The sequence below is a fragment of the Paraglaciecola sp. QJM3NY_14 genome (assembly GCF_056173245.1).
This window is the reverse complement of sequence record NZ_CM149664.1, coordinates 223,837-237,467: the sequence shown is the minus strand read 5'-3', so window position 1 is coordinate 237,467 and position 13,631 is coordinate 223,837. Positions and strand designations below refer to the sequence as shown.

The 13,631-nt window shown below is 46.1% G+C and carries 10 protein-coding genes; 8 read left to right on the top strand and 2 right to left on the bottom strand.

Going from position 1 to position 13,631, the window contains the following annotated elements:
• The first annotated feature begins 250 nt into the window (after positions 1-250).
• The 4 genes from AC0VYA_RS00985 to AC0VYA_RS00970 all read left to right on the top strand — a co-directional run bounded on the left by AC0VYA_RS00985 (position 251) and on the right by AC0VYA_RS00970 (position 5,117).
• On the top strand, positions 251-2,164 hold the full coding sequence (locus AC0VYA_RS00985) for a lytic transglycosylase domain-containing protein (protein WP_475489773.1): 1,914 nt from the start codon (positions 251-253) through the stop codon (positions 2,162-2,164).
• Positions 2,165-2,258: 94 nt separating this feature from the next.
• Positions 2,259-3,590: a Xaa-Pro dipeptidase gene (gene pepQ / locus AC0VYA_RS00980; RefSeq protein WP_011573135.1), complete on the top strand. Its 1,332-nt coding sequence runs from the start codon at positions 2,259-2,261 to the stop codon at positions 3,588-3,590.
• Between the two features lie 134 nt (positions 3,591-3,724).
• Positions 3,725-4,681, top strand: a complete 957-nt coding sequence (locus AC0VYA_RS00975) for an SPFH domain-containing protein (RefSeq protein WP_006992346.1) — start codon at positions 3,725-3,727, stop codon at positions 4,679-4,681.
• Positions 4,665-5,117: an NfeD family protein gene (locus AC0VYA_RS00970; RefSeq protein WP_475491012.1), complete on the top strand. Its 453-nt coding sequence runs from the start codon at positions 4,665-4,667 to the stop codon at positions 5,115-5,117. The genes AC0VYA_RS00975 and AC0VYA_RS00970 overlap by 17 nt, the downstream gene beginning before the upstream one ends.
• Positions 5,118-5,181: 64 nt before the next feature.
• Here the strand turns inward: AC0VYA_RS00970 and AC0VYA_RS00965 are convergent, their stop codons facing one another.
• Entirely contained in the window at positions 5,182-5,784 is a 603-nt protein-coding gene (locus AC0VYA_RS00965) for a glutathione S-transferase N-terminal domain-containing protein (protein WP_473477474.1), read from the bottom strand.
• Between the two features lie 168 nt (positions 5,785-5,952).
• On the opposite strand from AC0VYA_RS00965, the gene AC0VYA_RS00960 reads away from it, so the two are divergent.
• Positions 5,953-7,065: a hypothetical protein gene (locus AC0VYA_RS00960; protein WP_475489772.1), complete on the top strand. Its 1,113-nt coding sequence runs from the start codon at positions 5,953-5,955 to the stop codon at positions 7,063-7,065.
• Positions 7,066-7,151: 86 nt separating this feature from the next.
• On the top strand, positions 7,152-9,068 hold the full coding sequence (locus AC0VYA_RS00955; protein WP_475489771.1) for a S9 family peptidase: 1,917 nt from the start codon (positions 7,152-7,154) through the stop codon (positions 9,066-9,068).
• A 74-nt stretch (positions 9,069-9,142) separates the two neighbouring features.
• On the opposite strand, the gene pmbA is transcribed toward AC0VYA_RS00955, so the two are convergent.
• Positions 9,143-10,468, bottom strand: coding sequence for a metalloprotease PmbA (gene pmbA, locus AC0VYA_RS00950; RefSeq protein ID WP_011573130.1), 1,326 nt, complete (start codon positions 10,466-10,468; stop codon positions 9,143-9,145).
• Positions 10,469-10,576: 108 nt separating this feature from the next.
• Here pmbA and yjgA point away from each other — a divergent pair, with 108 nt between their 5' ends.
• The gene (gene yjgA / locus AC0VYA_RS00945) at positions 10,577-11,104 is read left to right on the top strand and encodes a ribosome biogenesis factor YjgA (RefSeq protein ID WP_011573129.1); all 528 of its coding nucleotides are present in this window, start codon (positions 10,577-10,579) and stop codon (positions 11,102-11,104) included.
• 5 nt (positions 11,105-11,109) lie between these two features.
• Entirely contained in the window at positions 11,110-13,545 is a 2,436-nt protein-coding gene (locus AC0VYA_RS00940) for an Ig-like protein, group 1 (protein WP_475489770.1), read from the top strand.
• The last annotated feature ends 86 nt before the right edge of the window (positions 13,546-13,631 follow it).

Sequence of the window (13,631 nt, the reverse complement as noted above, 5' to 3'; positions counted from 1 at the left end):
ATTTCGATCACCGACTTTCCGCTGCTGTCAGTGCAATCGTGAAGCAACGATTTGGTTAATATCTTAATATCAAAACAACAACTAATTTATAACAATTATCAAATTGGGGTACGTTGCCATAATTCAACTGGTCATGCCAGTTAAATATGTTGAAACTTAGGTTGTCCCCTAGCCCTGATTGCAGATATCTTATGGAAGTTATTTAACCAACGAATGAGGCAGGGTTATTCTGCGTATTCTCCATATTCTGTTGCTACTGCTGGTATGCTTTTCGTCTCAAGCAACGACAACTCTTTCTTCAGCAGAGCAAAAACTACAACATCAGCGTGAAATCTTCGTCGAAGCAGAATCATTGGCTAACAACCCACAAAGCGCTGATTACCAAAGGCTGGTTGCGCAATTAGTAGACTATCCTTTGCTACCGTATGTCCAGTTGAAAGCATTGATGAACAACATCAATAGAAAAAATGGTCCAGAAATAGAAGCCTTCTTAGGGAAATATGAAAATACCCCGCTGGACCGTTCATTACGCAAAAAATGGCTGCAATATTTGGCCAAGTCGCAACGCAAAACGGAATTTTTGGCCGCGTATACTAATACCGGCAACGTCCAACTAGCGTGTAAAAACATTGAATATCGTTTGTCTGACCCTGCTGATCGCAAAGTCGCGTTAACCGAAGTACCCAGATTATGGATTGTGGGTCAGTCACAACCCAAGGAATGTGACTATGTATTTCGTGAATGGAAAAAAGAAGGTTTACTCACCAAAGACATGGTTTGGCAGCGCTTAGTGCTTGCTGCCACTAGCGGCAAACACACGCTAGTGCCTTATTTACAAAAACTGCTACCAGAAAACGAACGCTATCTAGCTGACTTGTGGCTAGCAGTGCGCCGAGACGCTAGCTACGTGAGCCGTAGTTCGAAATTTCCTCACAAGTTAGTCAGCAAAGAAACCCAAATACTGATTTACGGTTTAAAGCGCCTAGCGTTTAGTCAGCCTGATTTAGCCTTAAAAAGCTGGTACGCGCTAGAGAAACGGTTTGCTTTTAGCGCTCCCCAGCGCAAAGCGATGACCGAGCGCTTCGCTATTGCTTTGGCGGTTGCTGATCACCCACAAGCTGATTTGTGGCTTGATAAAGCCAGTGCAGATTCCACCGACATCGAATTATTTCGCTGGCATCTGGCCCACGTATTGCGCCTTGGCAACTGGCAACATGCGCTGGAACTAATTGAATCAGCCCCGTCTGGCATCACCCAAGATTTAGCCTTTCAATATTGGCTTGGCCGCACTTACGAGCAGTTAGAAGCCGGTGATTTAGCACAACAAACCTTTAATAAATTAGCGGATCAACGTCACTACTACGGCTTTATGGCCAGCGGTAAACTGGCTAAGCAGCCTAGCTTGCATGACAAAACCTTAAATTTTAGCCCTGAGCAATTATTGGAGGTTGCCAATATGCCTCAAGCTAAACGCGCCTATGAGTTTTTGCAACTTGACCGAAGCTTGAGTGCAAGGCGCGAATGGTACGACTTACAACAAGGGTTAAACGAACAACAAAGTTTGATGGCGGCCGTACTGGCAGACAGCTGGAAGTGGCATGACCAAGCGATATTCACTTTTGCCAGAGTAGGCTATTTAGACGATTTGGAGCGACGCTTTCCAATCGCCTTTGATAAAAGCTTAATCAACAGCGCCAACAAAAACCAAGTCGACCCCGCATGGGCCTTTGCTATTGTGCGCCGCGAAAGCTCGTTTATGCCTGATGCTAATTCACACGCGGGCGCCCGGGGGCTGATGCAACTTATGCCAGGCACGGCTAACTACTTAGCCAAAAAGAAAGTGGGCGGCAGCAGCCTATTTGACCCTGAGCAGAACGTGGCTTTTGGCACCCAATACATGCGCTACCTAATGGATAAAATGGACAACAATCCGGTACTCGCTACGGCCTCTTATAATGCCGGATGGCGCAAAGTATTGGATTGGTTACCCGAGCGCGATGCCGTACCCATGGATATATGGGTGGAAACGATTCCTTACAAAGAAACCCGTAACTATGTAAAAGCCGTAATGGCTTATAAACAAATATACGCCCAGCGCTTAGGCCAACCCAGTCAGGTGTTTAAAGAGTTGGTGGACATGCAGATAGCCCCCATACAGCAATAACTTTTAGTTACCTCAAGTAACCCTAGCTAGCGCGGTGATCCTGGGTTGTGGTAACGTAAAAGGATGAAACACCCAAGGGCAATGGACAACAAAAATGCAGCAGCTAGCCGAACTTTATCCGCAACACATATCAGAATTACAATCCCGCACCAAAGAAGCGTTATCGCGCGAGGGTATTGATGGCTTAATTATTCATTCTGGCCAAGCCAAGCGCATGTTCTTGGATGACAACAATTATCCCTTTAAATGTAATCCACAATTTAAAGCATGGTTACCGGTCATTGATAATCCTAATTGTTGGCTGATCGTAAACGGCAGTGACAAGCCCAAACTGATTTTTTATCGCCCTAAAGACTTCTGGCATAAAGTCCCCCCCGAGCCTAACGATTTTTGGGTTGAACAGTTCGATGTCGTGCTGCTCACTCAGGCTGATGCCGTTGAGAAACACTTACCTTATGACAGAAGCCGTTTCGCTTACATCGGTGAATACATTGAAGTGGCTAAAGCATTGGGCTTTGATTTAGTGAACCCTGATAGGGTATTAAACTATCTGCATTACCAGCGCGCTTATAAAACAGACTATGAATTAGTGTGTATGCGTCAAGCCAACGCATTAGCGGTGGCCGGGCACAACGCGGCAGCCGCGGCTTTCAAGGCCGGTAAAAGTGAGTTCGATATCAATCAAGCCTATTTAGCTGCTGTGCGTCAAAGCGATAACCAGGTGCCGTATAACAATATTGTGGCATTAAATGAGAACAGCGCGATATTGCATTACATGGAGCAAGACGTTGTTGCCCCAAGTGAGTCACGCTCGTTTTTGATTGATGCTGGTGCTAGTTTTCATGGTTATGCGGCAGATATCACCCGCACCTATTGCAACGGGAGTATCCCCAATAGCAGTCACTTCGCTGAATTAATTAACGGCATGCATCAGGTCACATTAAGCTTAGCGGATTCATTGAAGCCGGGTGTGCCATACAGCGACATACACATTGCCGCACACGCGCAAGTTGCCCAATTGCTGCATCAGTTTGACATTGTTAACCTGTCTCCCGACGATATTTTGGCCGAGCAAATAGTCAGTACCTTTTTCCCCCATGGAATAGGACATTTCTTGGGTTTACAGGTTCACGATGTGGCTGGCCATGTAGCGGATGATCGCGGCACGCCTAATCCGCCGCCCGCTGAGCACCCATTTTTGCGCACGACCCGTATGATTGAAGCGCGCCAAGTGTTTACCATAGAGCCTGGTTTGTACTTTATTGATAGCTTACTAGCGGATTTAAAAAGCACAGAGAAATCTAAATTCATTAACTGGGATGTTGTTGATACGTTTAGGCCTTTCGGCGGTATTCGCATTGAAGACAATATTATTGTGCATCGTGATAAAAACGAAAATATGACCCGAGACTTAGGCTTAAACTAGGCTCGCGACTGGGGCTTGTGTAGCGACTTGCCCCTTGCGTTAACTTGACATAAGAACAGAATTCAAAAATAAAAAAGCTAACATAAGTAACATCAACGCTAGCGCCCACAGGGCATTTAAATAGGAAGAGATATATGGACGTTCTACTCAGTTATTTACTCTCAGTGCAAACATTGCTTTTAGTGTTTGTGATTGTGCTGCTCAAATCTTCTATCAAATTTGTACCGCAAAACCGCGCTTACGTGATCGAACGTTTTGGTAAATATCAATCTACCAAGGAAGCAGGCCTAAATTTTATTGTGCCCTTCATCGACCAAGTGGCTGCAGATCGTTCACTCAAAGAAAAAGCCGTAGATGTACCCGAGCAAAGCGCGATCACTAAAGATAATATTTCCCTGTCGGTAGACGGCGTATTGTATTTTCGAGTGCTTGACCCGTATAAAGCCACGTACGGTATCGATGACTATGTGTTTGCGGTAACGCAATTGGCGCAAACCACCATGCGTTCTGAGCTGGGTAAAATGGAGCTAGATAAAACCTTTGAAGAGCGCGACATCCTAAACACCAATATTGTTGCGTCTATCAACGAAGCATCAGGCCCTTGGGGCATTCAAGTGCTGCGCTATGAAATTAAAGATATTGTGCCGCCGCTATCCGTTATGGAAGCCATGGAAGCCCAGATGAAAGCGGAGCGAGTAAAACGCGCCCAGATACTCGAATCAGAAGGTGACAGGCAAGCTGCCATCAATCGCGCTGAAGGTGAAAAGGCCTCCGTGGTACTCGCCGCCGAAGCGGATAAATCAGAAGCCGTATTGCGCGCTGAAGGTGAAGCAAAGGCGATTGTTGCGGTTGCTGCTGCGCAGGCTGAGGCGCTACGCCAAGTCGGTGAGGCCGCTGCAACGGAAGAAGGCCAAAAAGCCATTCAGCTGGACTTAGCCACGAAAGCCATTGAGGCCAAAGAGGCAATTGCCAAAGAATCATCCGTGGTGTTACTGCCAGATAGCGGCACTGATATCGCAGGCGTTGTGGCACAAGCCACCACCATTATTAACTCACTAAATCGAGCAAAACATGATGTGGCTAAGCGATAATTTAGGCATAGGCTTAATCAGCCTTGGCCTCTTACTGTTAGCAATTGAAATTCTGGTGCTGGGATTTTCCACGTTTGTGTTGTTTTTTGTGGGTTGTGCTGCCGTTATAACGGGCATTTTAATTCAATTTGGTATTGTGGCGGATACCGCCCTCAACGCGACCTTGTTTGTGTCGTTATTTACAGCAGTGCTCGCGGTATTTTTATGGAAACCCCTTAAAAATATGCAAAAAGACGTGGATCCCAAAAAAGCCAGTAATGACCTGATTGGACACAGCTTTATACTTGCCACAGACACCAGCGCTGAACAACCGGCGATTTACCACTTTTCGGGGATAGATTGGCGCTTAGTCAGCGAGCACCCCATCACTAGCGGCACCAAAGTTGAGGTCATTGCTGTAGATGTAGGGCAATTTACTATTGCCCCCTGCGCCTAGGCGCTCAGCTCTCGACGCTCAGCGCTCGGCATTCAGTACAAGGCTTTACCGCTTATGCTTTGCCCTAGCTTGCATCCATCGCGATGTAATTGGGCAAAGCCTCGATACGAGACAACCACGCCTGCACATTAGGATACAGCGACAAATCAAATCCTCCTTCATGCGCGACATGTGTATAGCCATACAAGCTAACATCAGCCGCCGTGACACTCTGACCGGTTAAAAATGGCGTCTGGGTTAACTGTGACTCCATAACAGCTAGCGCCTTGTGCCCACCCGCTTGCTTAGCTTCATACTCGGCTTTTTTACTCTCGGGCAAGCCTAGATATTTAGCAATAAAGCGCGCTACAGCAATATAAGGTTCATGGCTGTATTGTTCGAAAAACTGCCATTGTTGCACTTTGGCTAAAGCAAAGACGTCGCTAGGGAGTAAGTCACTGCCACTGGCCAAATAATTAATAATGGCGTTTGATTCCCATAAATGACGACCATCATCCAGAGCAAGCAAGGGGATTTTGCCATTGGGGTTCTTGGCTAAAAAAGCGTGGGCATTGGTGTCGCCGGCCAATATATCAACATGGATCCACTCGTGCTCAATATTCAATAACGCGCACATCAATTGCACTTTGTAGCAATTGCCAGATTGTGCATCCGCATAAATTTTCATCTTTAATTACCTTACACTTAATCAAAAATTGGGGCTGATAAAACTGACTTTATACTCACCTTTAACGCTTGTAATTCTTTGCATAAATCCATATAAACAAACAAGAATATTAAACTTATGACCACAAGCGAAATGCGAAAGTAACCCACAATAGAGAAGAATGCACCTATGGCTGATCAACGCCCTTTGTTTAAACACATTAGAAATCACGATGCCTTGTTCTCTGAATTAGCTCTGTTGCGCAGTGAATATGTCACGCAATTAGGTTTGAACCATCATGAGTTTCACAAAACCCCTAAGTTCATTACCCCTGATGGGCGCCGCTTAACCATTGAACCAGAGCGCAGCATAGTCGTGCCGAATGTAGACGTGCTGAGAAGCGTTAAAAGCCAGCTTGAAAAAAGCATTGCGGGCTTTCATATTATCCCCAAAAGTGAAATTGGTTTTCGTTACCCGACCGCCGCAATTGCTGGCAGCGATGCGCCTTTTATCAAACGCTTTCGATCAGAGTTTTTTCATAAAGACGGTGAAAATCGCGACATTTGTCGCCCTATTAACTTGTCATACGGTATCAAAAGCCGCGGTAAAGCGGACAATCGTCAAGAATATGAAGTGTGGGTACAAGACGCGCATCTCGCCCAAGACCCGTCCCATTTATTTATCGATAAATACGGTGAGGACTTGCCTGATGAAGTACGCCAGTTCGCGTTAGAAGAGCCTGTTGTGCATGGTTGGATGGGCGTAAAGCGCGCGGCGTTTGAAGCCATTTACTATGTTCCCAGCCGCTTTGGCGATATCGCTGTGTGCGTGGGCTTATCCGTTGATGCTTACAATATCGGCGCGCGCCCTGATTTAGCTTATTCGGCGGAAATAGGCAGTTCAATTGCCAAGGGTAATGCTGAATTAGAATGGGAAGTAATGGGTTATTACGCCCCTATTGGCCAAGCCTTCGAACACGACCAAATTTGGCATGCCATCGATAGCACCATTGCTGCGATTGCAACGCCTTTAGAAAACACCTATCAAAACGATTTAATCGCCACTAATGAGAGTAAAACCGAGCGTATTTTAAGTACCGTGGCAGCGGTTGGCTCAACACCTAAGCAAATTGCCGCATGGAATTTAAAACCATGGGAATTTTTAGAAACCAGCAGCGAACATCGTAAAAAAGCGCACGATCCAAGTCGTAGCGTAAATTTGCTAGGGCGCTTGAATCGTCTATTCTATCAAGACACGCAACCTTTGCCGTCGCTGAATAAAATTCACGACTTAATCGCCTAGGAACCGCGTGATTCAATATTGAGGGGAACCGTCCCTTCAATATTTGTGTACATCAATTTTAGATAAACTCATTAAGGATGATGAACATGAAAATGATTTTTTTCATCACTTTGTTGTTTGCTCAATCATTATTAAGCAAAGAGTGGCCATACCCCCAAGATACCCCCCAAACTAAACCTATCAACATAGGTACAGCCAGCGATAGACCGTACGATATTTCACGCTTAATCCTGGCGCGAGGGCCATATAACGCCTCTCTTAATCCCCAAGGTACGATTGCCGCATATATGAGTGATGTTAGTGGTGCTCCGCAACTTTGGTTAATGCACATAAAAGATAAAAAAGTGACTCAATTAACCTTCGGTAATGGCATTACACATTATCTGTGGCACCCCAATGGCAAAGAGCTCATTTATGGTGCAGACAACAACGGTGATGAGCGAGAAGCTTTCAATTTGATATCTATTGACGGCCTGCATGAAAAAATTGTGCTTCCCTTTAGTGACGCCTACCGAGTTCCTGGGTGGTTTGATACCAGCGGGCGTCACTTTGCGTATTCATCGACAGAACGCAACGGCCGAGACTTTGATATTTATGTTGTCGATTTTAATGCCCAGAGCAATAAGCTAACACCTCGTCTCATGTATCAAGCGGAGTATTTCTTTAGACCTCATCAATGGCAGCCGAACGGCGAACATCTTATTGTCACAGAAGCCGTAGGTGAAGACGGGGCGAATGTATATTTGCTTAACACCAGTAACGGCAAAATGTCCTCAGTATTCAAACCTCAGATACCTTCAAGTTATGGAAATTTTGTTTGGTCAGGCTCAGGTGAATCATTTTATTTTACGTCAAATGAAGGGCAAGAGATGAATGCGTTACGCCAGTACGACTTGAGCTCTGCTACTGAGCGCACTTTATTTAGTGGTGATTACGATATTGAAAATGTACAGGTTTGTAAGCAAGGCACGTATTTGGTGTGGACAACGAATGAGAATGGCTTTGACAAGCTGCATATTTACCATTTACAACGTGATAACCAACAACAAATACCCTTACCCCAAGGGGTATACTCCCTTTCTTGCGCTGAACAAGGTAAAGATTTATTAGTCCGTATAACCGGCCCCGCTACGCCGGGGAGTCTGTATTTGGTAGATTTAACCAATCAGCAAACTGAACTGTTACTCGCACCTAACATGGCGGGTGTCGATAATGCAGAGATGTTATCTCCCATTGCAGTCAGTATGCCAGCACGGGACGGCGTAACCATTTTCGGATTATTATACTTACCAATAAGCAAACAAGACACATTGCCTCCCATAATCTTCAACGTGCATGGCGGGCCAACTTCACAATCACGCGCCAGTTGGAAACCAGCTATCCAGTACTTACTCGGCAAAGGCGTAGCAGTACTCGATATAAACGTGCGAGGCTCGACTGGATTTGGAAAAACTTATGCTCAATTGGATAACCAAGAAAAGCGCTTAGATAGCGTACGTGATTTAGTGGATGCCTTGGCTTGGTTTAAAAAAGAAGGAACGGTCAACGTAGATCGCTCCGCGGTTATGGGTCGCTCGTACGGTGGTTACATGGTTAATGCCGTAATGGGGGCGTATCCTGATGCCTTCTCTGCGGGTGTATCCATCGTTGGTGTCGCTGATTGGGTCACCGCATTGAAAACTGCATCACCTGCGTTGAAAGCCTCAGACAGGATTGAATATGGTGATATAAACGAGACACGTTGGCAGAAGTTTTATGCAGAAAACTCACCCATTAATACGGTGCATAAAATCAACGCACCAATGTTTTACGAGCATGGTGTTAATGACCCAAGAGATCCTGTTGCGGAATCAGACATTATGGTAAAAACGTTGAGAGCAAAGGGGTTGTCCGTTACCTATCTGCGCTTTCCAGATGAAGGGCATGGAATATCCAAAGTAGTCAATCAAGTTACTTTTTATCAGCAACTTGCCGACTTTTTACAAGTTCACTTAATTGATTAAAACAAAGGGCAACCACATTGCTGTGATTGCCCTTTATTTTTAATATCCGCTATTCATACCAAATGGAGTTGATACTAATCGCCAGCGACCTGCATGTTATCAATTAAGATAGAGCCAGTTTGAATGCTGCCGCGGCGTTCTATTTCTGAACCCACAGCAACGATATTCTTCAACATATCGGCCAGATTCCCCGCGATGGTGATTTCGTGCACTGGATATTGAATCACACCATTCTCGACCCAGAATCCCGCCGCACCGCGGCTATAATCGCCCGTGACCACGTTCACTCCTTGGCCCATCAATTCAGTGACTAACAACCCTGTACCAAGCTCAGCTAACATTTGCTTATCACTTTGCCCCGTAGGCTTAATGAGCCAGTTGTGAATACCGCCAGCATGGCCAGTGGTTTGCATTTTCATCTTACGGGCAGAGTAACTGGTTAACAGGTATTGATTAAGGATACCGTCGGTGACGATCTCACTGTCTTTGGTACGCACACCTTCATGATCAAACGCTGAACTGGCTAAACCACGCATGATAAAAGGGCGTTCGCTGATGCTGAACCAGCTAGGCAGCACTTGCTCACCGAGTTTATCCACTAAAAATGACGATTTACGGTATAAATTGCCACCGCTGATTGCACTGATGAAATGCCCAATCAAACCAGAGGCAATTTCTTTGTCAAACAACACGGGAACTTTGGCTGTTTTGATTTGACGAGCGCCCAAGCGACCTAAGGTAAACTCAGCCGACTCTTTGCCTATTTGCTCAGGGCTTGCCATAAGGTTTGCTTGACGCTCAACGGTATAGCTGTAATCACGCTGCATATCGCCATCTTGTTCACCAATGACCACACAGCTCATGCTGTAGCGACTGCTGTTGTAACCCACATTTAAACCGTGGCTGTTACCGTATACCTTGGTGCCCAGATTCGCATTGTAAGACGCGCCATCAGAGTTGGTAATGCGCGGGTCGAATGCTAATGCAGCGGTTTCCGCTTTAATGACTTGCTCTATGGCAAAGTCAGTATCTAGCTCGATAGGGTGAAACAGGTCAAGGTCTTGCGGCTCAAACGCCATCAATTCTTTGTCAGCTAAGCCAGAGCAGGCGTCTTCCCCCGTGTATTTAGCGATTTCGATGGCTTTTTCCACCGTTAAGCGCAACGCTTGCGGGCTCAAATCTGCGGTTGAGGCGCTGCCTTTGCGTTGCCCCTTGTATACCGTGATCCCTAAACCACCATCGTTGGTAAACTCGACTGTTTCTACTTCTTTTAAACGAGAGGAAACCGCGATACCGCGCACCTTTGACATGCTGGCTTCGGCTTGCGTGGCGCCTTTTTCCTTGGCCAATTTAAGTACGTCTTCGACTATTTGTTGGATATCAGTTAATTGCTGCTGCATACACCCTTCATTATCAAACCAGATTACCCCGAGCGACTAACGACTAACTATATTAATCGCCAATACAAGGTTACAATATTTTCCTAGTGTACCATTAAAGACATTGTTATGGCCGTATCTCCAGATAAAAACGAATTCGAAGTAGAACAAGAAGACACACAACTGAGCAAGACTCAGATTAAAAATCAAATGAATGATTTGCAAAAGCTAGGCGTATCCTTAGTGGATCTCAGCCCCACTGCGCTGGCCAAAATTCCTATGGATCAGGAGTTACTCGACGCTGTAATGCTGGCGAGGCGCATTTTACGTAAGAAAGAAGGTTATCGCCGTCAACTTCAGTTGATTGGCAAGCTTATGCGCCACCGAGATGTCGCCCCTATCGAGCAAGCATTGCTGCAAATTCAGGCTTCACATCAAAAAACCAATCAAAAATTTCATAAATTGGAGATGTTGCGCGATAACCTAATAGCCCAAGGTGATAGTGCAATCGAAGAAGTACTTGAAGAACATCCTATTTTAGAACGTCAAAAGTTACGCCAATTGGTTCGCCAAGCGGCAAAACAGCAAGCGGATAATAAACCGCCCAAGGCGGCTCGCGAGTTATTTAAGTATTTACAATCTTCAATAGACGGATAATAAATATGAGCAAACGGTTACCGATGTACGTAGTGTGGTTAGCGATTTTTACGCTAACCAGTTGTGGTGGCGGAGTTTCTGGGGAAAACGGCGATGACCCGTTTGGCTCTGGTGGCAATTCAGGCGGCGACACATCTAGTTTTACCTTGGCGGTATCAACCTATGATGAACAATGCTCCACATCTACTCAAAGCTTTACCTCAGGCCAAGTCGCCTGCGTACAAGCCACTTTGATGCAAAACGGTAACCCTGTTGAAGGTGAAATTATTACCTTTTCTGGCACGCTTGGTACATTTTCTAGTACGACGAAATTGACTGATAGCCAAGGTGTCGCACAAATAGCGATTTCCAGTGAGAACAGTGAAGTAGGCGCAGCCGTGTTAACCGCTACCTTTGATGACAGCACGAGCAGCGAAAATTACGAATATTTAAGTGCTGATACCTTAACCGGCCAATCTGCCGTGGTTAACTTAGCGTTGCTTAACAGTGGTCAGGTAGTCAATCGCTTTCAGGCAGGTACTGACATTCAGCTGCAATCACAAATTCTCGATGAAAACGATGTGCCAATCCCAAGTGTTATCGTTACCTTTAGTGCACAGCGCGGCACATTAAACACCGATTCAGCGCTGACCGATAACAACGGCGTAGCGCAAGTCACCCTTTCGGCTGAAGATAGCGACATTGGTGCAGGTGTAGCAACAGCCACCGCTGTGGTTAACGATGTCGATTTAGCGTCGTCGTTTAATTACGAAATACAAGCTGCAGGCGCCATCTCAGAACAGATTATCCGTTTAGGTTACTTTGATGACAACGGCGTATTTATTGAAGGTCAACTAGGAGTCAGCACACGTAATAATGCCGGTGACGTGGAAATAAGTGCCGGTGGTACTTTGGGTGTTTCTATCGCGCTGGTCGATGAAAATGACCAACGTATTTTAACCCAAACCCCTGTTACCTTTAGCTCGAACTGTGTCACTGACGGTTTCGCCACAATCGACACGCTAGTTAACACGATAAACGGCGTGGCTAACGCCACGTTTGAAGATCAAAGCTGCGCAGGTGGAGACGGTAACACCGATTCTATTGTTGCATCTGTGGTAGTGAATAACGCACCCCTTAGTGTTTCTCAGGCGATTTCAATACAAGCAGAGTCCATTGGCTCATTGGCTTTTGTATCGGCTGAACCCAACTCATTAGTGCTTCGCGGCACGGGAGGTCAAAACAGCTCTACGGTTTCAACTTTGGTATTTCAAGTAAATGGTGCGCTGGGTAATCCACTAGCGCAACAAGCAGTGTCGTTTAGCTTAAACACGCAAACTGGCGGTTTAACACTCTCTTCGGCTACTGGCCTCACCAACTCGCAGGGTCAAGTGAGCACGCGCGTAACTGCGGGCGACGTACCAACATCGGTGCGAGTAACCGCCGAAGTAGAAACTGAATCAGGCGAGACTATCATCACCCAGTCTGACCTATTGTCGGTTAACACGGGCTTACCTGACCAAAACAGCATGACCATTTCCGCTGATAACCTCAACCCAGAAGCGTTTGATATAAACGAGCAAGAAGTGAATCTAGTGGTACGTTTGGCAGATACTTTCAACAATCCGGTGCCTGATGGTACCGCAGTCAGCTTTACCACTGAGGGTGGCTCTATCGACGGCAGTTGCACTACAGTGTCCGGCGCATGCGCTGTAACCTGGTTGAGCGCGAATCCTAAGGTGCCTGACCACCGTATCACTATTTTAGCGACCGCTATAGGCCATGAAACCTTATTTGATAGCAACGGTAATAATTTCTACGATGATGACGATGGTGCAGGTTTTAATGACGACACGGACAATGGCTTGTCGACCAGTCTGTATGGGCAAACCGGCTTTGTGGACATCAGTGAAGCCTGGCGCGATGACAACGAAAATGGCATCCGCGATGCGGGTGAGATATTTCTTGATTACAACGCCAACGGTAGCTTTGATTCAGCCGACAACCTCTTTAACGGCCCTCAATGTTCAGGCAGCAGTTGCGGTACGGGTGATGCGAATACCATGCATGTGCGCCGCGCCTTAGTGTTGGTCACATCAAGCTCCGCAGCGCAAATCGATATTATTGATAACAGCGCCGCCGTCATTGCCAGCAACTATCAAACATCAACAGCGGCAACGGCTATACCGCGCGACACCAGCCAAACCTTTACGGTTGTTTTTGCAGATACCGCGCGCCAGCCTATAGCGAGCGGCTCCACGGTTGTTGTCAATTCAAGTGCGGGGCAACTCAATGGTCAAACAAATTTAACCATGCCCAGCACCTCGGTTAATGCGGCATCGCAAGCGATCTTCACCCTAGAGAATGATGTATCTGAAGCAACACAAGCTACATTGAGCGTAAGGATCACCTCCCCTAGCGGCCTTGAATCTACGACCAACACGATAGTGACGTTGAATTAATGTTGTAACAGTCTACAGATACAAAAATGGCGCGATATTCGCGCCATTTTTTATTGCTTGGAAAGTCGTTGTTTAAAAAAATAACA